This window comes from Desulfuromonas carbonis, from assembly GCF_054658035.1.
Genome location: NZ_BAAHXR010000002.1, coordinates 731619 through 756600 on the forward strand (window position 1 = coordinate 731619; position 24982 = coordinate 756600).

Annotated in this window: 25 protein-coding genes; 11 read left to right on the top strand and 14 right to left on the bottom strand. The window is 63.0% G+C overall.

What is annotated here, in order from left to right:
- Positions 1 to 61: 61 nt before the first annotated feature.
- Positions 62 to 541, bottom strand: a complete 480-nt coding sequence (gene rimI, locus ACYQ8E_RS05765) for a ribosomal protein S18-alanine N-acetyltransferase (protein ID WP_066727606.1) — start codon at positions 539 to 541, stop codon at positions 62 to 64.
- A 219-nt stretch (positions 542 to 760) separates the two neighbouring features.
- Here rimI and purM point away from each other — a divergent pair, with 219 nt between their 5' ends.
- From purM to ACYQ8E_RS05815, 10 genes are all read left to right on the top strand, one after another.
- Positions 761 to 1810 carry a phosphoribosylformylglycinamidine cyclo-ligase gene (gene purM / locus ACYQ8E_RS05770; protein WP_066727607.1) on the top strand — a complete coding sequence of 350 codons (1050 nt, stop codon included), beginning with the start codon at positions 761 to 763 and terminating at the stop codon, positions 1808 to 1810.
- Positions 1811 to 1820: 10 nt separating this feature from the next.
- Complete coding sequence (gene purN, locus ACYQ8E_RS05775; protein WP_066727608.1) at positions 1821 to 2489, top strand: phosphoribosylglycinamide formyltransferase; 669 nt, start codon at positions 1821 to 1823, stop codon at positions 2487 to 2489.
- 24 nt (positions 2490 to 2513) lie between these two features.
- On the top strand, positions 2514 to 2969 hold the full coding sequence (locus ACYQ8E_RS05780) for a 2-thiouracil desulfurase family protein (protein ID WP_066727609.1): 456 nt from the start codon (positions 2514 to 2516) through the stop codon (positions 2967 to 2969).
- Positions 2970 to 3062: 93 nt separating this feature from the next.
- Positions 3063 to 4307: a hypothetical protein gene (locus ACYQ8E_RS05785; RefSeq protein ID WP_066727610.1), complete on the top strand. Its 1245-nt coding sequence runs from the start codon at positions 3063 to 3065 to the stop codon at positions 4305 to 4307.
- A 95-nt stretch (positions 4308 to 4402) separates the two neighbouring features.
- Positions 4403 to 4594, top strand: a complete 192-nt coding sequence (gene rpmB / locus ACYQ8E_RS05790; protein WP_066727611.1) for a 50S ribosomal protein L28 — start codon at positions 4403 to 4405, stop codon at positions 4592 to 4594.
- Positions 4595 to 4751: 157 nt separating this feature from the next.
- Positions 4752 to 6056: a CDP-alcohol phosphatidyltransferase family protein gene (locus ACYQ8E_RS05795; protein ID WP_066727612.1), complete on the top strand. Its 1305-nt coding sequence runs from the start codon at positions 4752 to 4754 to the stop codon at positions 6054 to 6056.
- A gap of 119 nt (positions 6057 to 6175) precedes the next feature.
- The gene (locus tag ACYQ8E_RS05800; protein WP_231875324.1) at positions 6176 to 8362 is read left to right on the top strand and encodes an HAD-IIB family hydrolase; all 2187 of its coding nucleotides are present in this window, start codon (positions 6176 to 6178) and stop codon (positions 8360 to 8362) included.
- Positions 8359 to 9222: an HAD-IIB family hydrolase gene (locus ACYQ8E_RS05805; protein ID WP_066727613.1), complete on the top strand. Its 864-nt coding sequence runs from the start codon at positions 8359 to 8361 to the stop codon at positions 9220 to 9222. The genes ACYQ8E_RS05800 and ACYQ8E_RS05805 overlap by 4 nt, the downstream gene beginning before the upstream one ends.
- Positions 9215 to 10129, top strand: a complete 915-nt coding sequence (locus ACYQ8E_RS05810; RefSeq protein WP_066727614.1) for a carbohydrate kinase family protein — start codon at positions 9215 to 9217, stop codon at positions 10127 to 10129. The genes ACYQ8E_RS05805 and ACYQ8E_RS05810 overlap by 8 nt, the downstream gene beginning before the upstream one ends.
- Before the next feature lie 3 nt (positions 10130 to 10132).
- The gene (locus ACYQ8E_RS05815; protein WP_066727615.1) at positions 10133 to 12106 is read left to right on the top strand and encodes an alpha-amylase family glycosyl hydrolase; all 1974 of its coding nucleotides are present in this window, start codon (positions 10133 to 10135) and stop codon (positions 12104 to 12106) included.
- A gap of 87 nt (positions 12107 to 12193) precedes the next feature.
- On the opposite strand, the gene ACYQ8E_RS05820 is transcribed toward ACYQ8E_RS05815, so the two are convergent.
- The 12 genes from ACYQ8E_RS05820 to gmhB form a co-directional block, all read right to left on the bottom strand.
- On the bottom strand, positions 12194 to 12730 hold the full coding sequence (locus ACYQ8E_RS05820; protein WP_066727616.1) for a DUF924 family protein: 537 nt from the start codon (positions 12728 to 12730) through the stop codon (positions 12194 to 12196).
- A gap of 188 nt (positions 12731 to 12918) precedes the next feature.
- Complete coding sequence (locus ACYQ8E_RS05825; RefSeq protein ID WP_066727617.1) at positions 12919 to 13305, bottom strand: RidA family protein; 387 nt, start codon at positions 13303 to 13305, stop codon at positions 12919 to 12921.
- Positions 13306 to 13383: 78 nt separating this feature from the next.
- Positions 13384 to 15537: a RelA/SpoT family protein gene (locus ACYQ8E_RS05830; protein WP_066727618.1), complete on the bottom strand. Its 2154-nt coding sequence runs from the start codon at positions 15535 to 15537 to the stop codon at positions 13384 to 13386.
- 127 nt (positions 15538 to 15664) lie between these two features.
- On the bottom strand, positions 15665 to 15871 hold the full coding sequence (rpoZ, locus tag ACYQ8E_RS05835) for a DNA-directed RNA polymerase subunit omega (RefSeq protein ID WP_066727619.1): 207 nt from the start codon (positions 15869 to 15871) through the stop codon (positions 15665 to 15667).
- A gap of 52 nt (positions 15872 to 15923) precedes the next feature.
- On the bottom strand, positions 15924 to 16568 hold the full coding sequence (gene gmk, locus ACYQ8E_RS05840) for a guanylate kinase (RefSeq protein WP_066727620.1): 645 nt from the start codon (positions 16566 to 16568) through the stop codon (positions 15924 to 15926).
- Positions 16558 to 17436 (bottom strand): YicC/YloC family endoribonuclease, encoded by an 879-nt coding sequence (locus ACYQ8E_RS05845; protein WP_066727621.1) that lies wholly within the window; start codon positions 17434 to 17436, stop codon positions 16558 to 16560. The genes gmk and ACYQ8E_RS05845 overlap by 11 nt, the downstream gene beginning before the upstream one ends.
- Positions 17437 to 17493: 57 nt before the next feature.
- Positions 17494 to 18036 carry a dTDP-4-dehydrorhamnose 3,5-epimerase gene (gene rfbC / locus ACYQ8E_RS05850; protein ID WP_066727622.1) on the bottom strand — a complete coding sequence of 181 codons (543 nt, stop codon included), beginning with the start codon at positions 18034 to 18036 and terminating at the stop codon, positions 17494 to 17496.
- Positions 18036 to 18914: a glucose-1-phosphate thymidylyltransferase RfbA gene (rfbA, locus tag ACYQ8E_RS05855; RefSeq protein ID WP_066727623.1), complete on the bottom strand. Its 879-nt coding sequence runs from the start codon at positions 18912 to 18914 to the stop codon at positions 18036 to 18038. Before rfbA ends, rfbC begins: the two co-directional genes overlap by 1 nt.
- A gap of 24 nt (positions 18915 to 18938) precedes the next feature.
- Positions 18939 to 19835, bottom strand: coding sequence for a dTDP-4-dehydrorhamnose reductase (gene rfbD / locus ACYQ8E_RS05860; protein ID WP_066727624.1), 897 nt, complete (start codon positions 19833 to 19835; stop codon positions 18939 to 18941).
- On the bottom strand, positions 19832 to 20896 hold the full coding sequence (gene rfbB / locus ACYQ8E_RS05865) for a dTDP-glucose 4,6-dehydratase (RefSeq protein WP_066727625.1): 1065 nt from the start codon (positions 20894 to 20896) through the stop codon (positions 19832 to 19834). The genes rfbD and rfbB overlap by 4 nt, the downstream gene beginning before the upstream one ends.
- A 10-nt stretch (positions 20897 to 20906) precedes the next feature.
- A complete protein-coding gene (locus ACYQ8E_RS05870) occupies positions 20907 to 22223 on the bottom strand; it encodes a nucleotide sugar dehydrogenase (RefSeq protein WP_066727626.1) in 1317 nt (438 codons plus the stop codon).
- A 182-nt stretch (positions 22224 to 22405) separates the two neighbouring features.
- Positions 22406 to 22978 carry a D-glycero-beta-D-manno-heptose 1,7-bisphosphate 7-phosphatase gene (gmhB, locus tag ACYQ8E_RS05875; RefSeq protein WP_066727627.1) on the bottom strand — a complete coding sequence of 191 codons (573 nt, stop codon included), beginning with the start codon at positions 22976 to 22978 and terminating at the stop codon, positions 22406 to 22408.
- A 130-nt stretch (positions 22979 to 23108) separates the two neighbouring features.
- Here gmhB and ACYQ8E_RS05880 point away from each other — a divergent pair, with 130 nt between their 5' ends.
- On the top strand, positions 23109 to 23918 hold the full coding sequence (locus ACYQ8E_RS05880; protein WP_082820315.1) for a glycosyltransferase family 2 protein: 810 nt from the start codon (positions 23109 to 23111) through the stop codon (positions 23916 to 23918).
- Here the strand turns inward: ACYQ8E_RS05880 and ACYQ8E_RS05885 are convergent.
- Positions 23899 to 24969 (bottom strand): glycosyltransferase family 9 protein, encoded by a 1071-nt coding sequence (locus ACYQ8E_RS05885; RefSeq protein WP_197463635.1) that lies wholly within the window; start codon positions 24967 to 24969, stop codon positions 23899 to 23901. The genes ACYQ8E_RS05880 and ACYQ8E_RS05885 overlap by 20 nt on opposite strands.
- Positions 24970 to 24982: the final 13 nt, after the last annotated feature.

Below are 24982 nucleotides of genomic sequence, written 5' to 3' on the forward strand. Positions count from 1 at the left end.
CCCCATCGGGATGAATTGATTGTTCGTTACCGAATGCCACCAGCGTTGGGTTTCATTGCATTCAACCCAACCTACCTGTTGATCTGGACCCGCTCGCCTTCTCCATCAGCAGGGCGTCCTCGCCGTCGGGGTAATACCCCTTCCGCCTCCCGCTCTCGACAAACCCGAACCGGCGGTAGAGGCGGATGGCTCCGTCGTTACCGGCCCGCACCTCCAGCAGGGCCCGCTCCATTCCGACAGCCGCGCCCTGCCGCAGGGCCTCCTCGAGGAGCGCGGCGGCGACCCCGCGCCGCCGGAAGCAGGGGGCGGTGGCGAGGTTAAGAACGTGGAGTTCACCACACAACAGCCACCAGCAGTGGTAACCGGCCAAGTCTCCGTCGATCAGCAGCAAATCGAGGTGGGCGTGGGGAGTACCGAGCTCGTCCCGGAACTGGACCTCGCTCCACGGCTGCGAATAGCAGCTTTGCTCCACCGCCAGGATGGCCGGAAGATCGGCGGCGGTGGCCGGGCGGATTTCCGATGGGCTGGGCACTTCCGCCATGGTTCGTCATCGTCGGGAGGTTGTGAATGACAAGCGCCGCCAAAGCAGTTAGAATTAGTGCGGCAGGCGGCGGCGCCGGTCAGGATGCCGGCCATTCTATGTCACGCCCAACCACCTGTAAAGTCTTTCCGTGCCGGCTGCCAGGGGGGACTTTGCCGTTGACAATCACACGGAGCTTGATTTATTAATGGGCCACCAAATTTACAGGAGTCAAAACAATTGGGCACAGACAGCAAGGTAACCTATAAGGATGCCGGCGTCGATATCGATGCCGGCAATCGTTTTGTCCAGCTGATCAAGCCGCTGGTGAAAGCCACCTCCCGCCCGGAAGTCCTCACCGACATCGGCGGCTTCGGCGGTCTCTTCTCCCTCAACGCCGGCAAATACGAGAAGCCGACCCTGGTCGCCTCCACCGACGGCGTCGGCACCAAGCTCAAGATTGCCTTCCTAGCGGACAAGCACGACACGATCGGCATCGACCTGGTGGCGATGTGCGTCAACGATATCGTCGTCCAGGGCGCCGAGCCCCTCTTCTTTCTCGACTACCTGGCGACCGGCAAGCTCGCACCGGAGAAGGCGGTGGAGATCGTCCGGGGGATTTCCGAGGGGTGCGTCCAGGCCGGCTGCGCCCTGATCGGCGGCGAGACCGCGGAGATGCCCGGCATGTACGGCGACGGCGAATACGACCTCGCCGGCTTCACCGTCGGCGTGGTCGACAACACCAGGATCATCGATGGCTCGTCAATCACCGTCGGCGACCGGGTAATCGGCATCGCCTCGAGCGGCCTCCATTCCAACGGCTTCTCGCTCGCCCGCAAAGTCTTCCTCGACATCCTGCAGCTCCCCCTCGATGCCACCCCCGCAGGGCTGGAGCGCCCCCTTGGCGAAGAGTTGCTGACCCCGACCCGGATTTACGTCAAGGCGATTCTCAACCTGCTGCGCGACTTCCAGATCAAGGGGATGGCCCATATCACCGGCGGCGGCATCCTCGAAAATGTCCCCCGCGTCCTTCCCAGGCACTGCAAGGCGGTCATTGCCAAGGAGAGCTGGCCGAAGCCGGCAATCTTCGAGCTGCTGCGAACCGGGGGCAATATCGAGGAAGCCGAGATGTACCGCACCTTCAACTACGGAATCGGCATGGTCCTGGTTGTCCCGGAGCGGGAAGTGGACGATATCATGACGCGGCTCGTCGGACTGAAGGAGACCGCTTTCCTGATCGGCGAAATCGCCAAGTGCGGCGATGACGAAGATCAGGTCGAGTTGACCTAGGAGCGCCAGGATGGCCGGGAGCATGCGCATCTCTGTCCTCGCCTCCGGCGGCGGCACCAACCTCCAGGCACTGATCGATCACGCCGCCGCGGGATCGCTGGGGGCCGACATCGGTCTCGTGCTCAGCAACAACCCGCAGGCGGGCGCCCTCGAGCGCGCCCGCAAAGCGGGAATTGCAACCTGCTGCATTGACCATCGCCAGTTCGCCGGCCGCGAGGAATTCGATCGCGCGGTGGTGGCCGCCCTTGAGGATGCGGGAACCGGGCTGGTCGTCCTCGCCGGCTTCATGCGCATCCTCAGCCCCGTCTTCATCGACGCCTTCCCGGGTCGCATCATGAATATCCACCCAGCCCTGCTGCCGGCCTTCCCGGGACTGCACGTGCAACGCAAGGCAATCGAATATGGCGCCCGTTTCGCCGGCTGCACCGTCCATTTCGTCGATGGCGGGGTCGATACCGGCCCGATCATCATCCAGGCCGTTGTCCCGGTGCATGAAGACGACAGCGAGGCGACCCTCGCCGCCCGCATTCTCGAACAGGAACACCGCATCTACCCCGAAGCGATCCGGCTCTTTGCCGCCGGTCGCCTCCAGATCGACGGCAGAAAGGTACGGATTTCTCCACCGGCCGCCCTCCCCTCCGGGGTACTGATCAATCCGCCGCTGGCGTCTGCAACCTAGCCACCTCTCATCCGGACCACCCGCATGTCTCAGCCGATCCTCGTCAGCGCCTGCCTGCTTGGGCTCGACACCCGCTACGACGGTTCCACCCGGCGCAACGAGCGGGTCATCGCCTGGCTGGCGACGCAGGACCTGGTCCCGGTCCCGGTCTGTCCGGAACAACTGGGCGGATTGCCGACACCGCGACCACCGTGCCAGTTCGAGAGCGGTGATGGCCATGACATTCTCGACGGCCGGGGACGCCTGCTGACAACCGACCAGCGGGACGTCAGTGCAGCGTTTCGTCAGGGCGCCCGGGAAACCCTCAAGGCCTTCCGCGCCTGCGGTTGTCAATCCGCCCTGCTCAAGGAGCGGAGTCCCTCCTGCGGCCGCCACCAGGTTCACCGTGCCGGCCGGGTGGTTGCCGGGCAGGGGGTCGCCTGCGCCCTGCTGCTGCGCGCAGGGATCGCCGTCATCAGCGAAGAGGACCTTTCCGCCTAGGAGTCTGCCCATGTTCCAGCTTGCTCCGCCTTTGCCCAGCCGCCCCCGGGCAACTTCCTCCCGGCGCCGCCCCTTGATCAGACGACCGACAGCATGAAACAGAGCCATCATTTCGACGCCGTGATTCTCGGCGACAGCCTCGCCGCCCGCATTACCGGCGCCCTCCTGGCCCGCGCCGGCTGCCGGCTGTTGACCCTGCGTCCGGCCCAAACCCTCCCCACGCCGACCTGGTTCTTTTCTTCGCTGCTGCTGGAGCGAATCCTCGATCAGCTGGATGGCCGCGCGGTCCTCACCAAGCCGCAACCGTTTCAATACCTGGCCGATGAGGTACGTCTCGATTTTCATGGCCGCAATCCGCTTCCCGAGGAAGTTCGGCGGGAATTTCCCACTGCGGCCGATGAAATCCTCGCCACGACCTCGACCCTGGCGGCTTTGGGTGACAAGCTGGCAACCCTGCTCTGGGAGCAGGGCGGGCTCCCCCTCTCCGGGCTGCCTTCGCGCTGGTCCTTTGCCTTCCGCTGCCTGCGCAAGGGGCTGACCCAGGGGCGCCTGCACGAACCTCTCGGCGACCGCCTCGACGAACTCGACTCGACGGTGGCAGCCGGCTTCCTTTCCGGCCTCCTGCCGGGCCTGGCGCTGCGCAGCGCCGAGGAGTTGAGCCTGGCCGAGGCCGCTCTTCTCTGGCATGGGGTGATGCGTCCCACGGCCGCCTCGGCTGCCGGGCTGGAGGGTTTGCTCCAGCGCCGCTACCAGCAGTTCCATGGCCAGGAGGACGACCTCGCCCGGCTCGAATCTCTCGATCCCGGACGCCACCAACCGAGCCGCCTCCATTTTCGCGGTGGCCAACAGATGACGGCAAGCGCCGTGGTCGTCGGGGGGGGCGCTGCGGCAGCATTTCTCCCCCAACCGCTGCAAACCTTCACCGTCGCCGACAGCCAGCAGCCGCCTCAAATTCCCCTCGGCGACAAGGTTCCACCTGTGCTTGCCGATCATGTCGTGCTCGCGGGAGCGCCGCCACTGCGACTCTTTTTCTCCGGCTCGGGAGACCAGCGCCGGGTAACCGTCGAATGCCGGCAAGAACTCTCCGCAAAGGCCCTCAAGGCCCGCCTGGAGGCCCTGCTCCCTTTCGCCACCTTCGCCATCCCTGGGGGAACGCGCCCGGCAGTGCCGGACCTGCCGCCCGGCTTGCGGCAGGCAATCAGGCGGGCGGTTCCCGCACCAGGCATCTATCACTCTTCGGAAGCGATCCTGCCCGGCCTCGGCAGTAATGGTGAAATCCTCACCGGTCTCTCGGTCGCCACTGCCATCCAGCGCCGTCTCCGTCGAAAACCGGCATGATCCAAGGCAGGCACCCCGGGGGAGAAAAAAATGTTGCATTCAGGTGCCGGGCATGCTAGAAATTCACGTTCTAAACTTCCAGGAGGTCAGGTACCATGTCCCGTATTTGTGAAATCTGCGGAAAAAAACCGACGACTGGCAACAACGTCAGTCATGCCCATAACAAAACCCGCAAGGTCTGGTATCCCAACCTGCAAAAGGTCAAGGCGATCGACAAGGGAACCGTCCGTTCGATCAAGGTCTGCACCCGCTGCCTGCGTGCCGGCGCCGTGACCAAGGCGGTCTGATCCCCCTTTCGCAGGGCAGAAACCCGAAGAGGGGGGCGGAACAACCGGTTCCGCCCCCCTCTTTCTGCTTCCTCGCACCAGACCGGGGAGACAGCTCCAGCACCAGCTCCCCCGCAACCAAACCGGCCGGCGCGCCGGCTTCATCGACCGGGGCGTTATGACGTCGCTCACCCCCATCCTGCTGGAAATCGGCCTTCCGATCCTGGCGATGCTGATCGCGGAACGTTTCGTGGTCGGCTATTTCCTGCGCACCCCCGCGCAGATTGCCTGGGTCCGCCGCCACTGGTGGCTGCACCCCAACGCCATCAGCCGCGCCCGCTACCCCATGGGGATCGCCTCGGTCCTGCTGCTCCATTTCGATTATCCCCGCGCCTGCCTCTTCTTTTTCACCTTCTGGATGATCACCGATATCACCGACGGTGAAATCGCCCGCAAATGCGACCTCCACACCGAAAAGGGGGAGTCGATCGACCCCCTTTCCGACAAGCTCATGTACCTGCCGATGCTGATCTATTTTGCCTGGCGCGGCTGGCTCAACCCGGTCTTCCTCGGCTTTTTCGTCGCCTTCGATATCATCGGCCAGGCCTCCCGTCATTTCATCAAGATCAAGGCCGCCAACCTCTTCGGCAAGGCCAAGACCTTCCTGGTGGTGGTGCTGCTGATCGTGGTTGGTCTCGAATGGCTCTACGGTCCGCTCCCCCTGCTCGGCCGCGCGATCCAGCCACTCCTTGGCATGTGCGCCTTTCTCGCCTTCTGCTCGACCTCCTTCAAGCTGATTCCCAACTACTGGTATGCCAACATCCTCAGCCTGATGAACCTCGCCTGCGGGATTGCCGGCTGCTGGGTCATCCTCCGTAACGGCCCCCCCGTTTACGCCTTGGGCCTGGTCTTTCTCGGCCAGTTCCTCGATCTCTTCGACGGCCGGGCCGCGGAACGCTGGGGCTCCACTCCCCGGGGCGAGGTCTTCGACGACGTCGCCGACGGCACCAGTTTCGGCCTGACCATCGGCCTGATCGCCACCTTCTCGTTTACCAACTTCTGGGTCGGAGTGGCGATCGGCAGCTTCTACCTGGTCGCCGTCGTCTACCGCCTGGTCCGTTTCGTCGTCGAAAAACGCAAGGCCGGCATTGCCGGCGGCGTTGCCACCTTTGCCGGGCTGCCATCACCGGCCGGAGCCCTCCTGGCCGGTACCGCCTGCGTCCTGATCGGGTCCGATCTCATTTCGGGGGCAATCGTTCTCACCACCGCCTTGCTGATGGTCTCGAGAATTCCTTACGCCCATTTCGGTCGCGCCATCCTGCCGAGAATCCCGCGCGTGGTGAAGGTTCTCACCCTGGGGGGGTTCCTCTTCCTGCTCGCCCTCGGCTTCCGCCACGATGAGTACACCGCACCCCTTTTGATCGTCCTCTGCGCCGCCCTGGTCTACCTTGCTTCCCCCCTCTTCTGGAAACCCCGCGCCTGAACCACCCCCTACCCTGCGGCCGGAACTTCACCAGCTGTAACCACCCGTCAATCGACCTCCCGATTTGACGAGTATGTTACTATTTAGTATCTATGCAATAAGATTGGGAGGAGCTTCTGTTGTCAGCTGCCGGTCAGGAACAAATCACGCGCAAGGGTCTCTACCTCTGCCTCATCAGTATTCATGGCCTGATTCGCGGTGAAGAGCTGGAACTCGGCCGCGACGCCGACACCGGGGGGCAGACCAAGTACGTGGTCGAACTCGCCCGGGCCCTGGCGCGACACCCGGAGGTCGCCCAGGTCGATCTGCTGACCCGCCAGGTGGTCGACGCCCAGGTCAGCGGCGATTATGCAGAGCCGATCGAGGCCCTGGCCGCCAATGCCCGTATCATCCGCATTGAAGCCGGTCCCCCGGGCTACCTCGCCAAGGAAACCCTCTGGGATCACCTCGATACCTTTGTCGACAATACCATTGCCTATTTCCACAGCCAGCCACGGCAACCCGACCTGCTGCACAGCCACTACGCCGATGCCGGCTACGTTGGCAGCCGTCTCGCCCACATCCGTGGCATTCCGCTGATTCATACCGGTCATTCCCTGGGACGGGTCAAACGCCGCCGCTTGCTGGCGACCGGTCTGAGCTCCAACCAGATCGAGGAACGCTACGCCATGGCTCGGCGCATCGAAGCCGAGGAGTTGACCCTCGCCTCGGCGGAACGGGTCATTACCAGCACCCGCCAGGAGATCGAGGAGCAGTACGCCCTCTACGACTATTACCAGGCCGAGCAGATGCAGGTGATCCCCCCCGGGACCGACCTGGAAAAATTTCATCCGCCGGCAGGAGATGAAGAAAAGGCGCCCATCGCCGCCGAAATCCGGCGTTTTTTGCAGGATCCTGACAAGCCGATGATCCTGGCCCTCTCCCGCCCCGATGCCCGCAAGAACGTCGGCGCCCTGCTCACCGCCTTTGGCGAGGACCCGCAGCTGCAAAAGGCCGCCAACCTGGTGATCGTCCTCGGCAACCGCGACGACATCCAAAACCTCGAAAGCGGCGCCCAGGAAGTTTTGACCCAGCTGCTGGTACAGATCGACCAGTACGATCTTTACGGCCGGGTCGCCTACCCCAAGCATCACGCCGCCAGCGAAGTACCGCTGATCTACCGCCTGGCGACCAGGACCAGGGGCGTCTTCGTCAATCCGGCGCTGACCGAACCCTTCGGCCTGACCCTGATTGAGGCGGCCGCCAGCGGCCTGCCGATCGTCGCCACCGAGGATGGCGGCCCGCGTGACATTATTGCCAACTGCCACAACGGCCTCCTCACTGACCCCCTCGACCCGCAGGATATCGCCGCCAGGATAGGATCGATTTTGTTCCAGGCGGCGCGCTGGGATGAATATTCCCGCAACGGTATCACCGGGGTCGAGGCCCATTACTCCTGGGATGCCCATGTGCAGAGTTACCTGACCATGGTCAGCGCCGTCATCAGCAGCGCAGGAACCCCCCTGTTCCGCCAACGCAAGACACGCAAGAAACGCCTTTACCATGACCGGGCAATCTTCAGCGACCTCGACCAGAACCTTCTCGCCGACCCTGAAGCCATTCCGGAACTCGCCCGGGTGCTGCGGGAAAATCGTAATATGGCCTATTTCGGCATTGCCACCGGTCGCCGCCTCGACTCGGCGCTGGAGGTCATCCGCAGATACGGCATCCCGGAACCGGACTTTCTCATCACCAGTGGCGGCACCGAGATCCACTATGCGCCGGAACTGACCGAGGACACCGCCTGGCCCCAACATATCGACACCCGCTGGACCCCCCAGGTGGTACGGCGGACTCTCGCCAGTCTGCCCGGCTTATGGCTGCAAAAGAAACAGGACCAGAGCCGCTTCAAGATCAGCTATTACATCGACCCCGACCTCGCGCCGAGCCTTGAGGAGATCAACCAGTTGCTGGCGCGGGAGGAACAGGCCGTCAACGTGATTCTCTCTTTCGGCCAGTTTCTCGACATCCTGCCGATCCGCGCCTCCAAGGGACTGGCGCTGCGCTACATCGCCGCCCTGCGCGAACTCCCCCTGGAACGGATTCTCGCCTGCGGCGGTTCCGGTGCCGATGAAGACATGATGCGCGGCAACACCCTGGCCGCGGTGGTCGGCAGTCGTCACGAGGAAGAGCTTTCCCACCTGACCGATCTCGATCGGATCTATTTCGCCCGGGCGCCGGGGGCGCGCGGCATCCTGGAGGCGATGGAGCATTACGACTTCTTCGGGCGCTGCCAGCCCCCGGAGGAGGAAGCAACGCAGCCATGACCGCCAAGCGCCTGTTGCTCTGCACCGATCTCGACCGCACCCTGCTCCCCAACGGGCCGCAGCGGGAGTCGCCCCGGGCCCGCCAGGGACTGGCGGCCCTGGTCGCCCATCCCGAGGTCAGTCTCGCATTCGTCAGCGGCCGCGATCGCCAGCGGGTTCTCGCCGCCATGGCGGAATTTCAGCTCCCCGCCCCCGACTTTGTCATCGGCGATGTCGGCACCACGATTTACGACCTGCGGTCGGGGACCTGGCAGCTCTGGCAAGAATGGCGCCAGCGGATTGCCGCCGACTGGGGTGGGAAGAGCTGGCGCCAGCTCCATCCGGTGCTGGCGCAGGACACGCCCCTCCACCTGCAACGGGAGGACCAGCAGGGCGAATTCAAGCTCAGCTATTTCGTCCCGGCAAACGCCGACCGTTTACGGCTCGCTGCTACCCTTGACCGGCGGCTCAACAACCTGGGCATTGCCACCCGGTTGGTCTGGAGTACGGATGAAACCGCCGGCGTCGGCCTGCTCGACATCCTGCCGCGGCGGGCCGGCAAACTGCAGGCCGTGGAGTTTCTGGGCGCAGCCCTCGGGCTTTCGTGGCGCCAATGCCTCTTCGCCGGCGATAGCGGCAACGATCTCGAGGTCCTGGCCAGCCCCATTCCAGCGGTCCTGGTCGCCAATGCCATTGCCGAGGTCCGTGCGGAAGCCGTCGCCGCCGCCGACCGGGCCGGCAACCGGGAACAGCTTTACCTGGCCGGTGGCAATTTCTGTGGGCTCAATGGCAATTACAGCGCCGGCATCCTGGAAGGTGTCGCGCACTTTCATCCCGAACTGGTCGAGTTCTTCGCCTCGGCCCTGGAATCCCATGACTAGGCTCCCTGACAATTCGCCCCCGCTGCTGTCGCCGGTCATTTTCGGCGAAGTCCTCTTCGACTGCTTCGAAGACGGCAGTCGAATCCTTGGCGGCGCCCCCTTCAATGTCGCCTGGCATCTGCAGGCCTTCGGCGTCCCGCCCCTCTTCATCAGCCGCGTCGGCAACGATCCTGCCGGGGACGAAGTCTACGCCAGGATGAGGCACTGGCATCTGGCGACCTGTGGCCTGCAACGCGACCCGGATCGCGGCACCGGCCTGGTCCGGGTCCTTCTGGCCGATGGCCAACCCGCCTTCGACATCGCTGCCGAGCGCGCCTTCGATTATATCGATTCGGCCGCCTTTCCCGCCCTCCCCCCGACTGCGCTGGTCTATCACGGCAGTCTCGGGGTCCGTCATCCGACTGCGGCGGCAGCCCTGGGTGCCCTGCTGGATACCACCCAAGCCCAGGTCTTTCTCGATATCAACCTGAGGCCCCCCTGGTGGCGCCGGGAGCAGGTCGAAAAGCTGCTGCAGCGCGCCCACTGGGTCAAGATCAACGAGGACGAGCTCCACACCCTGGCCCCGGGACCGGGCACCCTGGAGGAAAAGGCCGAAAAGTTCATCGCGCGTTACGAGCTGGCACTGCTCCTGGTCACCTGCGGAGCACGGGGGGCATTTGCCCTCGATCGGGCCGGCAGCTGCCACCAGGTGGCGCCCGCGGGCAAGACCCGGGTCATCGACACGGTCGGCGCCGGTGACGCCTTCGCCGCGGTCTCTATCCTCGGCCTGCTACGCGCCTGGCCCCTGCCCAAGACATTGGCCAGGGCGCAGCAGTTCGCCAGCCAGATCGTCGGCCTGCGCGGCGCCCTGAGTCACGACCTGAACCTCTATGCGCAGTTGCGCTCAGCCTGGAAAAAGGAAGACTGATCTATGTACGAACAGGTATCCCACTCCCTGCTCAATGAAATCCTTGACGAACTCAAACCCGAGATCCGTCGCCAGGACCTGCGCCATTTCTATACCCGCCTCGGCGCCAATTTCTATGTCATTCATTCACTGTTTCATCACCTTTACGGCAAACGCGAGGACTTTCGGCGAAAGATGGTCGAGCTGGTGGAAGTCATGGCGAGCCGCTACATCGAACGCTCGACGGAGTTGGAGTCCTGCGACAAGGGCCGGGAAAAGGAGCACAACTGGTTTCTCAGCCAGGAATGGATCGGCATGGCGCTTTACGCCGATGGCTTTGCCGGCAACCTCACCGGGGTCCAGGAGAAACTCTGTTACCTGCAGGAACTCGGGGTGAACCTGCTGCACATCATGCCGATGATGCCTTGCCCGGTCGGCGCCAGCGACGGCGGCTACGCCGTGAGCAACTTCAAGGAGATCGACCCGCGTATCGGCACCCTGGAAGAGCTGCGCCAACTTGCCGCGGCCCTGCGCAAGCGCGGTATCCTGCTGACGCTCGATGTGGTCGTCAATCACACCTCCGATGAACATGAATGGGCACGCCGCGCACGCGGCGGCGAAGAGAAATACCAGAACTACTTTTACATCTTCCCCAGTCGCGACGTGCCGGACATGTTCGAAGAAACCATGCCGCAGATTTTTCCGGAAACCGCGCCGGGCAACTTCACCTGGGATGACGCCCTGCAACAGTGGGTGATGACGGTCTTCAACAGCTACCAGTGGGACCTCAACTACAGCAACCCCGATGTCTTCATCGAGATGGTCGATATCATCCTCTTCTGGGCCAACCTCGGCGCCGACATCGTCCGCCTCGATGCCGTCGCCTTTCTCTGGAAAAAGATCGGCACCAACTGCCAGAACCTGCGGGAAGCCCACCTGATTCTGCAGCTTTTCAAGGATTGCTGCCAGGTGACCGCCCCCGGAGTCCTCTTCATCGCCGAAGCGATCGTGGCACCGGTCGAAATCATCAAGTATTTCGGTGAGGACGCGGTGATCGCCAAGGAGTGCGAAATTGCCTACAACGCCACCTTCATGGCGCTGCTCTGGGACGCTGTCGCCACCCGCAACGCCAAGCTGCTCAACCGCGGGATCAAGAGCCTGCCGAACAAACTCGACCGGGCAACCTGGCTCAATTACGTGCGCTGCCATGACGACATCGGCTTCGGCTTTGACGATGCCGACATCGTCCGCTGCGGCTACGATCCCGCCACCCACCGCCAGTTTCTCGTCGACTATTTTACCGGCGCCTATGCAGCCTCCGAAGCCCGCGGGCTCCCCTTCGGTCGCAACGGCAGGACCGGCGATACCCGTATCGCCGGGTCACTCGCCTCGCTGATCGGTCTCGAGGCGGCCCTCACCCATGAGGATCCGCAGGAAATTGACCGCGCCGTCGATCTGATCCTGCTGCTCCATGGCATGATCCTCTCCTTCGGCGGCATTCCCCTCCTCTACTACGGCGACGCCATCGGGACCCTTAATGATTTCAGCTACCTCGGCGATGCTTCAAAGGCCGCCGATACCCGCTGGATCCATCGTCCGCAGATCGACTGGGAGAAGGCCGAGCGCCGCCACCAGCGCGGAACCATCGAGTACCGGATTTTCCAGGGGTTGCAGAGGTTGATCGCGGTGCGTAAATCGATCCCGGCCTTTGCCGATTTCAACAATCGCGATCTCGTCGAGGTCGACAATGAGCACCTCTTTGTCTTTCTGCGCAGCCATCCGCAACACGGCAACGAGAATGTCCTCGTCGTTGCCAACTTCGATGGCAGGCCCCAGCATCTTGACATGGACAACCTTGGCCAGCGCGGCCGGTTCCAGTTCGGCGTCCCCCAGGATCTGGCCAGCGGTGAGTCCCCCGCCCTTTTCAACCGGCAACTGGTCATCCCCCCGTTCCGCTTTTACTGGTTGACCGACCAGCGCTCAACCGCCATCCCCTGAAAGAGCCGGCCGGTGATGGCCGCGGGCGATCACTGAACCAAGCGAAAGGGCCAGCTTTCCAACGGGAAGTCTGGCCCTTTGGGCGGTCTAGAAACCTGAGCCGGGCTGTTTCAGGAAATCGCGTTCCTCGGCACTGGAAACACGCCCCAGGATCTGGTTCCGGTGGGGATAGCGACCAAATCGATCGATAATGGCCTTGTGCCGCAGTTCAAACTCGTAGCTGGCTGGCGGCGTGTGGTCGCGGAAGAGCTGTTCCGCCCAACGATGAATTTCCCGCGATTCGCTGTGCATATAGGGCATCAACAGGAAACTTCGTTCGGTCGCAGTCAAGTCGGCAAGGGCGTCGGCGGCAACCGCCTCCTGCGCCAGCACCAGGGCCATGGAGTCCTGGGAGAATGCAGCCGGCGTCTGCCGGTAGAGGTTGCGCGAGAACTGATCGAGGAGGATGATTTCGGCTAGGCGCCCTTTCGGTTCCCGGCGCCAGGAATAGAGTTCAGCTCGCGCGGCGCGCTCCAGCAGGGTGAGGAAACGCTCCCTGATCAGATTGTCGAAGTCCGGATTGGCGGACCACCACATCCTGGGTTCCGTTTCGACAAACCAGAAGTCGAGGATCTGCCGGTACATTGCTGCCTCCAATCTATGCCGTTTTGGTTTTTCACCCCATCGGGCGCTGTCGGGTCAGGTGCAGGGGTCACCAGATTGCAGGATAGCAGCTTGCTTCCATGCCGCAAGCAAGTGCCCCGGGCAAACAAGAAGGGCCTGCCGCGGATGCAACCCGGGAGGCCCTTCCATTTTACCTGGAGCAGTGCAGTCTAATCCTTGCGGCAGGCGATGCAGTCGATCTCGACCAGCGCCCCCTTGGGGAGGGCAGCCACCTGCACCGTGACCCGGGCCGGGGGGATGGCGGGAAAGGCTTCGCCGTAAATCCCGTTAACAACCGCGAAGTGGTTGAGATCGGTGAGATAAATGGTGGTCTTGACCACGGCATGGAAATCAACTCCGGCGGCGTTGAGAACCGCCTTGAGATTGGCCATGACCTGGCGGGTTTGCGCCTCGATGCCGGTGCCGATCAATTCGCCGGTACGTGGATCGAGGGGGATCTGGCCGGACAGGAAAATCCAGTCGCCGGCCTGGATCGCCTGGGAATAGGGCCCGATCGCCTCGGGAGCCCGATCGGTCGCGATTGCCGTGGTCTTCATCTGCCACTCCTTCCTCATGGTTCACAATGCAAGACTGCCAACAAAAGGCCTTCGCCATTCCTGCCTACTGATCTTACCTCAGTTCCGCAAACGTTCCACCCCGGTCACCCCCTTCAGTTTGAGCAGGGCACTGGTCACCCGGTTGAGATGGTCGAGATCCTGGATGTCGATTTCAAAATTGTTGACCCCACGGTGGTCGGCGGTGGAGACGACATTGGCACTGATAATGTTCGCCTCGCAACTGGTTATCGCACCGGTGATTCCGGCCAGCATCCCCTTCTGATCGAGACAGTAGACCCGGATCTTGATCGGCCGGGAGGCTTTCTTCTTCATGTCCCATTCGATATCGACCCGCCGTTCGGGGTCACCCTCGGCGACATGGGAACAGTCGAGGGTATGCACGGTGACCCCGCGCCCCCGGGTAATGAAGCCGGTGACCGGATCGCCCGGCAAGGGATTGCAGCATTTGCCGAAGCGCACCAGGATATCGTCGATGCCGTCGATCTTCATCGCACTCGACGGGCGCTTGCGAATCTTGTCCAGGACCCGGCCGAGCCGATTGGGCTTGGTCGATTCCTTCTTCAGCTTATCGTGGGGGACCAGCCGGCCGATCGCCTGACCGACGGTCACCTTGCCGTAACCAAGCGCCGCCAGCAGATCGTCGACCTGCTGGAACCCGAGTTCTTCTACGGTTGCCGCCAGTTCCGGCGAGGTAAGGGCCCGATTGAGACTGAAGCCATGCTTGCGCAACTCCTTTTCGAGAAGGCTGCGCCCGAGTTCGAGGCTCTTTTCGTGCTGCTGGGTCTTGATCCACTGGCGCACCTTGTTGCGGGCCCGCGGCGTTTTGACGAATTTAAGCCAGTCCTTGCCGGGGTTCTGATGCGGTGAAGTGATCACCTCGACGACATCGCCGTTCTTCAACTCGGTCTTGAGTGGCACCAGCTTGCCATTGACGCGGGCGCCACTGCAATGGTGGCCGACATCGGTATGAACGCTGTAGGCGAAATCGACAGGGGTGGCCCCCCGCGGGAGTTCCTTGACGTCGCCGTTGGGGGTGAAGACATAGACCTCCTCGGGAAAGAGGTCGATCTTGACCGTGTCGAGAAATTCCCGGGAGTCCTTGAGTTCCTTCTGCCATTCGAGCATCTGCCGCAACCAGGAGAAACGCTTGTCCTCGCTGTCGACCACTACCGAGGCCCCCTTCTCCTTGTACTTCCAGTGGGCGGCAATTCCTTCTTCGGCGATGGAGTGCATGTCGAAGGTGCGGATCTGCACTTCCATCCGCTCGCCGAAGGGACCGATAACGGTGGTGTGCAGGGACTGGTACATGTTCGCCTTGGGCATGGCGATGTAGTCCTTGAAGCGGCCGGGGACCGGCTTCCAGGCGGCGTGAATGATGCCGAGGACCGCGTAGCAGTCCCGGATATTGTCGAGCAGGATGCGAAACGCCACCAGGTCATAAACCTGTTCAAAATCGATCCCCTGGCGCTGCATTTTCTGATAGAGCGAATAGAGGTGCTTGTAGCGCCCGGAAATCTCGCCACGGATTTCATGCTCGACGAGCTTGGCGCTGATCTGCTTCCTGACGTCCTCGATGTAGGTTTCCCGCTCCCGCTTGCGTTTGGCCACCTTGGCGTCGAGATCGGCATAGACCTCCGGTTCGAGGTAGCGAAAGGCGAGATCTTCGAGCTCGCTTTTCAGCCAGCTGATACCGAGGCGATTCGCCAGCGGCGCGAAGATGTCGAGGGTTTCCCGGGCGATCCGGCGCTGGCGCTCTAGCGGCTGGAAATCGAGGGTGCGCATGTTGTGGAGACGGTCGGCGAGCTTGACCATGATCACCCGCAAATCGCGCGCCATCGCCAGCAGCATCTTGCGGAAGTTCTCGGCCTGGCGCTCCTCGCTGGTCCGGAAGGTGATCTTGCCGATCTTGGTCACCCCCTCCACCAGGCTGGCGACCTCGACCCCGAAGAGGGTTTCCAGTTCTTCGGGCGTGGTCAGGGTATCCTCGATGGTGTCGTGGAGCAGACCGGTAACGATCGTCGGTACGTCCATCTTGAGCTGAACGAGAATTTCCGCCACTTCCAGCGGGTGGGTCAGGTAGGGCTCGCCGGAGAGGCGGACCTGCCCCTGGTGCCCCTTGGCGCTGAAGACATAGGCCTTGCGGAGAGGGTCGAGATCGGCCCCCGGATTATAGGCGAGGATTTTTTCGAGAATTTCGTTGAAACGTACCATCGCGATTCTTACCGGTGATCATCCGGAGTCGGGGAAGAGAGCGGGACACCGTCAGCAGCAAGCGGCGGTGGTAGGCATGAAACAAAAAAAAGCAGGCGACCCGATGGCCGCCTGCGGTGACTGCTGTTCAGCGTTTGCGGGCCGGGATTTCGAATTCGACCTTGCCGGCGGCGATCTCCCGCAGGGCGAGGACGATCTTCTTGTTGCCCGCCCGGTTCTCGATCAGCCCCTGGCTCCCCTTGTAGAGCTGCTTGGCGCGTTTTGCCGCGACCATGACGAGCAGAAAGCGGTTGGGGACCTGGTTCAGGCAGTCTTCGACGGTAATACGTGCCATGGGATTAGTGAACTCCTTCTACAGTGTTGCCGGTGATCGACCCTAGCGGCGATCAGCCGGGAGAAAAATCGAAGCGACCCTTCAGCGTCGGCAGGACCAGCGACGTCCGCTGCCCTGCGGCAATAATGATCGCCTTCAGCTGGTCGAGCGCCTTGGTGAAGTCATCGTTAACGACAAGGTAATCGTAGCGGGGGGCGTGGGCGATCTCCCCGCGGGCGTTGACAATGCGTTGCTCGATAACCTGGTTGCTATCGGTATTACGATGGACGAGGCGTCGCCGCAACTCGTCGAAATCGGGGGGGAGGATGAAGACAAAGACCCCGGAATCGAGGGTGCGACGTAACTGCTCGGCGCCCTGGCAGTCGATATCGAGGAGGATATCCTGTCCGTTTTGTCGGGCGGCTGCCAGGGTCGCCAGGGCGGTGCCGTAACAGTTGCCATGCACCTCGGCCCATTCGGCAAAGGCGCCTTCGGCGACCATCGCGCGAAAACGCTCCCTGGTCACGAAATGGTAGTCGACACCCTCTCCTTCGCCGTTGCGGGGAGGGCGCGTCGTGTAGCTGACAGAATGCCGCAGGGTCGGAAAAAAGTCAATAAGTTCCTTGCACAACGAGGTTTTTCCCGCACCCGATGGGGCGGAGATGACAAAGACATTGCCGTTGCGCCGGGGACTCCCGGTCCCCTGCTCACTCGACATTCTGCACCTGTTCGCGAATCTTCTCCAGTTCCGACTTCAGGGTCACCACCGATCGGGTCAGCTCCGCATCATTGGACTTGGAGCCCATGGTGTTGGCTTCGCGGTTCAGCTCCTGGACCAGAAAATCGAGTTGGCGGCCGACCGGCTCTGCCGCGACGAAGAGAGTCCGGAACTGTTGCAGGTGACTGCGAAAACGGGTCAGCTCCTCGCTGATGTCGCAACGGTCGGCATAGACGGCGAGTTCCTGGGCGAGGCGCTGCGGGTCGATTTCTATTTCCTGGGCGTAGCGGGCGAGTCGTTCCTTAAGCCGTTGCTGCCACTCCAGCGGGACCTGGGGGGCCCGCGACTCGATCTGACCGAGAAGCTCTTCGACCGTCGCCAGGCGCTGTTCGAAATCGGCCAGGGTCGCCGCCCCTTCGGCAAGACGCATCTTCTCCAGCATGTCGAGTGCCGCCGTCAGCGCCAGTTCCACCGCGCCGGCGAGGGCATCCTCGGCGACACCCCCCTCCTGCAGCAGGACGACGTCCCGTTGCCCGGCGAGGAGTTCGAGGGGGACGCCGCCGGTCAGCGGGAAGTCCCGGGCAAGCTTTTCGAAGAGCTGCATGTAGGCTTCGGCCAGCGGCAGGTTGAGCGTCGGCAGGGCGCTGTTCCCGGCGGCGGTCTCCTGGGTGATAAAGACGTCGATCTTGCCGCGCTTGAGCCGCTCGGCAACCCGCTTCTTGATCTCCAGCTCGCTGGCGAGGAGCCCACGCGGGGCCTTGACGCTGACATCGCCGTAACGATGATTGACCGAGCGCACCTCGACGGTGACGGTCAAGCCATCGACGGCGGTCTGCCCCTTGCCATAGCCGGTCATGCTCTTGATCATGGTCTGGTGTCCAATTCTCCTTCCCGCTCCGCCGCAAGAGGACGGACAGTGGAAGGGTCAGGGGAAGGTTGGGGCCATCCGAAATCCTTGTGCGGCACGATCCTTGGCCGACAACAGCGGTGCCGCCATCGGCCAGGTGATCCCGAGGTCGGGGTCGTCCCAGCGGATACAGCACTCATGCTGCGGCGCATAGTAGTCGGTGGTCTTGTACAGAAATTCGGCGCTTTCCGACAGCACCAGGAAGCCGTGGGCGAAGCCGGGCGGAATCCAGAGCTGGTGCTTGTTCTCCGCAGAGAGATGAACCCCGACCCAGCGACCGAAAGAGGCCGAACTGCGCCGCAAATCGACAGCCACATCCCAGACTTCTCCGGCCACGCAGCGCACCAGCTTCCCCTGGGGCTGTTCGATCTGGTAGTGCAGCCCGCGCAGTACCCCCTGCGCCGAGCGGGAATGGTTGTCCTGCACGAAGGGAATGTCGAGGCCGGTTTGCGCCGTCCATTGCTTCTGATTGAAGCTTTCGAAAAAAAATCCCCGATCGTCGCCAAAGACCCGTGGTTCGATCAGCAGGATATCTGGTATCGCGGTTGGCGTCACCTGCATCAGAATTCGTCCCTCAAAATCATCTCCAGATAGCTGCGATACCCCGATCTTGGTGTGGCCGCGATAATCGCCTCAAAACCGGCGCGATCGACAAATCCCTTGCGGTAGGCAATCTCTTCCAGACAGGCGATCTTCAGCCCCTGGCGGGCTTCGAGGGTCCCGATGAAGTGGCTCGCCTCGAGGAGGCTCTCATGGGTACCGGTGTCGAGCCAGGCGATGCCGCGCCCCAGCTTCTCGACCCGCAGGCGGCCGCTGCGCAGGTAGGCGAGGTTGACATCGGTGATCTCCAGCTCCCCCCTGGCTGAGGGCTTCATCGCGCGCGTCACCTCAACCACCTCTCCGTCGTAGAGGTAGAGGCCCGGCACCGCGTAGTGGGATTTGGGCGCGACCGGCTTCTCCTCGATAGAGAGAACGGTGCCGGACTTGTCGAACTCCACCACCCCGTAGCGCTCGGGATCGTGGACCGGGTAGCCGAAGACCATGGCGCCGCCGGAGAACGCTCCGGCGATACGATCAAGGGCCATCTTGCCGTAGAAGATATTGTCGCCCAGAATCAGGCAGACCGGGTCGCCGGCGATGAATTCCTCACCGACCAGAAAGGCCTGGGCGATCCCTTTCGGTTCCGGCTGCACCGCGTAGGAGAGCCGGATACCGAAGCGGCTGCCGTCACCGAGCAGCGCGTCGAAGCGGGGGGTGTCGTGGGGGGTGGAGATGATCAGGATGTCGTTGATCCCCGCCATCATCAGGGTCGAGAGGGGGTAATAGATCATCGGCTTGTCGTAGACGGGCTGCAACTGTTTGCTCGCCACCAAGGTCAAGGGGTAGAGGCGGCTGCCGGCGCCGCCGGCGAGAACGATCCCCTTTTTGATTCCTGCCATCTCTCTTCCTCCGTTCACAACAGGTTACCGGGCGGGCCGGTTGAGCTGCCGGCGCCGCACCAGATAGCGATCGAGGGCGTCCTGCCAGGAGGGAATCGCCTTCCCGGTGGCGGCCTGATATTTGGCGGTCGAAAAGACCGAGTAGGCCGGCCGCGCGGCCGGCAGCGGGTAGTCGGCGGTGGTGATCGCCAGATGACGCTGCAGTGCCACCTCCCCGCCAGATTCGACATACTTGCGCACGATTTCGCGACTGAACTGATACCAGCTGCAGACCCCGGCGTTGGCGAAGTGAAAGAGACCGTACGCTTTTTTCTCCAGCAAGGCAAAGATCGCCTGGGCGAGGTCGGCGGTATAGGTCGGGGAACCGACCTGGTCATCGACCACCCGCAGTTCCTCCCGTTCCGTGGCCAGGCGCAGCATGGTCTCGACGAAATTTTTCCCGCCCGGTCCGAACAGCCAGCTGGTGCGGATAATCAAAAACTTCTCCAGCCTCGAACCGAGGATTTCCTCTTCGCCAAGGAGCTTGGAGCGGCCGTAGGCGGAGCGGGGTCCCGTGGCCGAGGTCTCGCTGTAGGGCCTGGTCGCCAGGCCGTCGAAGACGTAATCGGTGGAGATGTGGACCAGCGTCGCCCCGCTGAGCTTCGCCGCCTCGGCCAGCAGCCCGGGGCCGTCGCCGTTGACCCGGTTTGCCAGCTCCGGGTTGCTCTCGCAGCCGTCGACATCGGTATAGGCCGCACAGTTGACGATCAGGTCGAAGCCGCCGCGGCCGATTTCGCTCAGCACCTGGCCGCGCAAGCTCAGGTCGAAGGCCGGGAGGTCGAAATCGCTCCAGTGGTAATGGTCCGGAGCAACCTCCCGCACCATCTGCCCCAGCATCCCGCTGGCGCCGATCAATGCCGCCCTGACCGGCTGGCTACTCATGCCTCGGCTCCGTACATCCGCTGGTAGAATTCCCGGTAACTGCCATCGAGCACCGCTTCCATCCACTCCCGGTTGGCAAGATACCAGTCGATGGTCTGAGCCATGCCGGTGGAAAAGTCGAGCGACGGCTTCCAGCCGAGTTCAGTGCGAATTTTTCCGGCGTCGATGGCGTAACGCCGGTCATGCCCGGCGCGGTCCTTGACGAAGCGGATCAGGGTGGTGCGAGGCTGGCCGGTGGGGAGGAGACCGACTTTCCGGTCGAGCAGCTCGCAAATCGTGGTTACCACTTCGAGATTCTGTTTCTCGCTGTTGCCGCCGATGTTGTAGGTCTCACCGGCACCTCCCCTGGCGAGAACTTCGAGGATTGCGGCGCAGTGGTCGGTAACGTAGAGCCAGTCGCGCACGTTGCGGCCATCGCCGTAGACCGGAAGCTCCTTGCCGTGGAGCGCATTGTTGATCACCAGCGGGATCAGCTTTTCGGGGAACTGGAAGGGACCATAGTTGTTGGAGCAGTTGGTGATCGTCACCGGCAGGCCATAGGTATGATAATAGGCACTCGCCAGGTGGTCGGAGGAGGCCTTGCTCGCCGAGTAGGGGGAGCGCGGGTCATAGGGGGTCGACTCGGTGAAGTAGCCGCTATCGCCCAGGGAACCGTAGACTTCGTCGGTGGAGACATGCAGGAAGCGGCAGGCGCCGACAGCCTTCCCGCTCCACGCCTGGCGGGCGGCCTCGAGGAGAGCAAAGGTGCCGACGATGTTGGTCTGGATGAACTCGCCGGGGCCGACGATGCTGCGATCGACGTGCGACTCGGCGGCGAAATGGACAACGGTGTCGACCTGCTCGCTGGCAAACAGCTCCGTCAGCAGGGCTCCGTCACAAATATCGCCGTGGACAAAACGGTAACGCTCGTCCGATTCGATGTCCCGCAGGTTTTCAAGGTTCCCGGCATAGGTCAGCTTGTCGAGATTGACCAGGCGCAGGCCGGGATGCCGTGCGAGAGCGAGACGGACAAAATTCGAACCGATAAAGCCGCAGCCACCGGTCACCAGCATCGTTTTCATCATCGAACTCCTAGAGGGACCAGTAATAGTAACCGGCTTGCCGTGCCGCGACCGGATCGAGCTGAGCCTTGACATCGATCAGCACCTTCCCGCTGCCACCGTCCCGGTAGAGTTTGCCGAGGCGAGAAAAATCAAGGGCGGCAAACTCCTGGTGGGCCACCGCCCAGACCACCCCATCGACGTCCTGCACCGCGTCAAGGGGGGTCAGCGTGACGCCGTATTCGTGCGCTGCTTCCGCCGGGTCGGCGACCGGGTCATGAATCACCACTTCGACCCCGTACTCGGCCAGTTCGCGCACGATGTCGATGACCTTGCTGTTACGGATATCGGGGACATTCTCCTTGAAGGTCAGCCCCAGCACCAGCACCCGGGCCCCCTTTACCGCCTTGTCGGCACGGATCAGTTCCTTGACCGTCATCTCCGCCACATGCTTGCCCATGCCGTCGTTGATGCGCCGGCCGGCAAGAATCACCTGCGGATGGTAGCCGATGCTTTCGGCCTTGAAGGTCAGGTAGTAGGGATCGACGCCGATACAGTGGCCGCCAACCAGGCCGGGGGTGAACTTGAGGAAGTTCCACTTGGTGCCGGCGGCGGCGAGAACGTCGCGGGTCGGGATGCCGAGGCGACCGAAGATCAGCGCCAGTTCGTTCATCAGGGCAATGTTGAGGTCGCGCTGGGTATTCTCGATCACCTTGGCGGCCTCGGCGACCTTGATCGAGGCGGCGCGATGGACGCCGGCGCTGACCACCAGCTCGTAAACCGCCGCCACCGTCGCCAGGGTCGCGGCATCGAGACCGGAGACGACCTTGACGATCTTGTCGACGGTGTGGACCTTGTCGCCGGGGTTGATCCGCTCCGGCGAATAGCCGACGCTGAAATCGACACCGCACTTAAGGCCCGACTCGGCCTCGAGAATCGGCACGCAGATCTCCTCGGTGACCCCGGGGTAAACGGTCGATTCAAAGACGACGATGCTCCCCTTGGCGAGGTGACGGCCGATGGTGCGCGAAGCGCTTTCCACCGGCCGCAGGTCGGGACGCTTGGCCTCGTCGATGGGGGTCGGCACGGTGACGATGAGAAAGGAGGCCTCGGCAAGCCGAGCCGCGTCGAGGGTAAAATCGATGCGGGTGGCCGCCAGGTCGTCCCGGGTGAGTTCGCCGGTGGCGTCGAATCCCTCTTTAAGTTCCGCGATCTTTTTGGCGCTGATGTCGAAACCGATGACCTCGACCACCTTGCCGAAAGCCGCAGCGAGGGGGAGACCGACATAGCCGAGACCGACCACCGCCAGCTTGGCACGTCGGCCGGTCAAATCGTCAATGGAGAGCATAGGACCTCTTCAGGGCTTGAGGGGAGGATTGCAATGCGTGCGGTCTGCTTGACCGTTGCTCCCAGCTGCGGCACATCGCATGGTAAATCTGATGGAAATCAATTAATTAAGTGGCCAGGCAAAAAAAGAATTAGATACCATGAGCCGCCCCGGGCGGTCAAACAAAAACCCCATTGCAGCCCTCAGCCAGCCATCCGCAGAATCCACTCCACGGCCGCGGCCAGATCGACACAGCGCACAACCGGATCGTCCCCCAGTTCGACACTGCTGGCGGACCCATAGCCCGTCAGCACCAGCAGCGGGGTGCAACCGGCGCGGCGGCCCGCCTCGATATCCGCCACCTTGTCCCCGACCATGAAGGAACGGGAGAGATCGACCCCGTAATCGCCGGCAGCCTGCAGCAGCAGACCGGGATTCCCCTTCCGGCAGTCACAGGTTCGCCGCCAGGGATCAAGGCCCCGTTCCGGGTGATGGGGGCAGACATAAAAGGCATCGATGGCCGTCCCCTGGCGGACCAGTTCCTGCTGCACATGATGATGCAGGCGCTCGACATCCTCCAGGGTAAAGTAGCCGCGGGCCACTCCCGACTGGTTGGTGACGATGAAAAGCAGGAATCCCGCTGCCTTCAGCCGGCGCAGGGCGTTGACGGCGCCGGGGATGAACTCGAAATCCTCGACCCGGTAGAGGTAGTCCTTTTCGACGTTGAGGGTGCCATCACGGTCGAGAAAAACGGCCGGCTGCAAGGTCGGTTTCATAAAATCCTTATCCCGGGAGGAGTCCGTCGGCCCCTGTCTGCGATCGCACAAAGACGGTTGCAGCACTCGCCGGCACAGGGTACTATCGCAGCCACGAACCCGGCTGCGGCCCTACTACGGAGATTCCGGCATGGAAAAACTTTCGGCATTCGTTACCACTTACAATAATGCACGCACCCTGCCTGCCTGCCTGGAGAGCGTCAAGTGGGCGGACGAGATTGTCGTTCTCGACTCCTTCAGCACGGATGATACCCCGCAGATTGCCGCCGCTTACGGCTGCCGCTTCTTCCAGCACCGGTTTCTCGGTTACGGCCCGCAAAAACAGCTGGCCCTGGAACATACCAGCCACCGCTGGGTTCTCCTCCTCGATGCCGACGAGGCCCTCTCCCCCGAACTGCAGCAGGAGATCCGCGACCTGCTGCAACGGGGTCCGGACCAGGCCGGTTACGAACTGCCGCGCCAGGAGCAGATGTTCTGGCAGATGGCCAGCACCGCCTCGCGCCTCAATGGATTCCTGCGCCTCTTCGACAAGAGCCGTGGCCGGGTCAGTAACATGCCGGTGCACGCCGCGCCCGAGGTGGACGGCCCGGTCGGGCGCCTCAAGGCCCCCTTCTACCACTACGGCGAGACCGACATCCATACCAAGGTCGACAAGGTCAATGCCTATTCCACCGGCCTGGTCGCCGACAAACTTGCCCGGGGCAAGCGGGCCAATCCCTGGCTGATGATCGTCTACCCCCCCTTTTTCTTCCTGCGCCTCTACCTCTTCAAACGCAACTTCCTCAATGGCTGGGCCGGCTTCATCGCCTCGGTCACCGGCGCCTTCTATGCCTTCCTCAAGTACGCGAAGCTCTTCGAACATCAGCAGTTGCAGCGGCTTGGCACCTCGCGGCTGCCGCAGGACGCGCCGGCGCCCGAACTCAGGAGCGCCCCGCAATAAGCCCTTCCGGCAGCCTGGCCAGCACCATCTCCGGCGTTATGCGGACCATGCAGCTGTGGTGCTCGCAAGGGGCCTTGCAGTAGCAGTTGATGCAGGCGAGACCGGTCGTCTGCAGGGCCACCACGTTCTCCCCCACCGGTTTGACCCGCAGCGGGTCCGTCGGCCCGCAGATGACCACCATCGGCGTCGGGGTGGCGGATGCCACATGGGCGGTTCCGGTGTCGTTGGCGACGATCAGGCGCGCGCCGGCGCAGAGCGGGACCAGTTCGAGAATCTGCGTCTGACCGCAGAGATTGACCAGCCAGTCGCTGCCGCAGCGGTCTGCGATCCGGGCGCACTCCTCGATCTCGTCGGGCCCCCCGAGCAGGACCACCTTGGCCAGCCCCCGCTGGTGCAGCAGCCCGGCCAGCGCCGCGTAGCGTTCCCACCCCCAGCGCTTCAGCCGCCCCGCTGCCTGGCTTCCCGGCAATAACACCGCGTAATTGTCCGCTTCCAGTCCGAACTGCCGTTGCAGCTCCTGCGCATGGGCGAGGTGCTCCGGCCCGGGATAGAGAACCGGCCGCGGGGTGACGGTCGGGATACCGCCAACGCGGAGCGTTTCCTGCTGTAAATCGAAGGCGTGGATGACCCCCGCTGCCGGCTCCGGGGCGAGGGTATAGGGGAAGCGCCGGTGGTTCCCCATCAGGTGGCGCGGCGCAGCGCCGGTCAGTTTCAGCAGGGTCATCAGGCTGCGGCTGCGGTCGTTGGATTGCAGATCGACGATCAGGTCGTAGCGACGGCTGCGGACGAAACGCAGCCAGGCGAGCAGTCCGCGCAGCCCCCCCTGCTTGCGCCGCACATCGATGGTGCAGACCTCGGCGAAGCGGGGATCGTGGCGGAAGAGGCCGGCCCAGGGTGGCAGGGTATGCAGATCGAGGGTCGCCGCCGGAAAGGCGCGCCGGATATCCTCGAAGAGGGCGCTGGAGATAACCACATCCCCCATGGCGCTCCACTTCAGCACGAGGATTCGCCGGATGGAGGAGTCGGCGGGGAGATCAATGGGCGTTTTCATAGGGCCTTGCTGC